General features: G+C 69.6%; 1 protein-coding gene. It reads right to left on the bottom strand.

Annotated elements, in window-relative coordinates; all coding sequences use genetic code 11:
* Positions 1-120: 120 nt before the first annotated feature.
* The coding region (locus IG05_RS0141085) for an acetyl-CoA carboxylase biotin carboxyl carrier protein subunit (protein WP_030349188.1) at positions 121-496 on the bottom strand (376 nt) is incomplete at its 5' end.

The following is a 496-nucleotide window of genomic DNA, read 5'->3' on the forward strand; positions in this document are numbered from 1 at the left end:
GAACGAAGCGGTCTCCGAGGTGAACCGGTCCCCGGTGAGCTGCATCCCGTCACCCGAGTCCCCCGCGAACCGGATGATCACCCGGTCCAGACGCCGCACTTGCTTGGACACTGCCACGGTTCAGTCCTTGATCTCGCAGAGGACGGCGCCGGCGGTGACGGAGGCGCCCACCGTGGCGTCGAGGTCCTTGACGGTGCCGGCCTTGTGGGCGTTGAGGGGCTGTTCCATCTTCATGGCCTCCAGGACGACGATCAGGTCGCCTTCCTGGACTTCCTGGCCTTCCTCGACGGCGATCTTGACGATCGTGCCCTGCATGGGCGAGGCGAGGGTGTCGCCGGAGGCGACCGGACCGGACTTCTTCGCCGCGCGGCGCTTGGGCTTGGCCCCGGCCGCCAGACCCGTGCGGGCCAGCGACATGCCCAGCGAGGACGGCAGGGAGACCTCCAGGCGCTTGCCGCCGACCTCGACGACGACCGTCTCGCGGCCCAGCTCCTCC

The sequence above is a fragment of the Streptomyces sp. NRRL S-1022 genome, assembly GCF_000720135.1.
Taxonomy (GTDB): domain Bacteria; phylum Actinomycetota; class Actinomycetes; order Streptomycetales; family Streptomycetaceae; genus Streptomyces.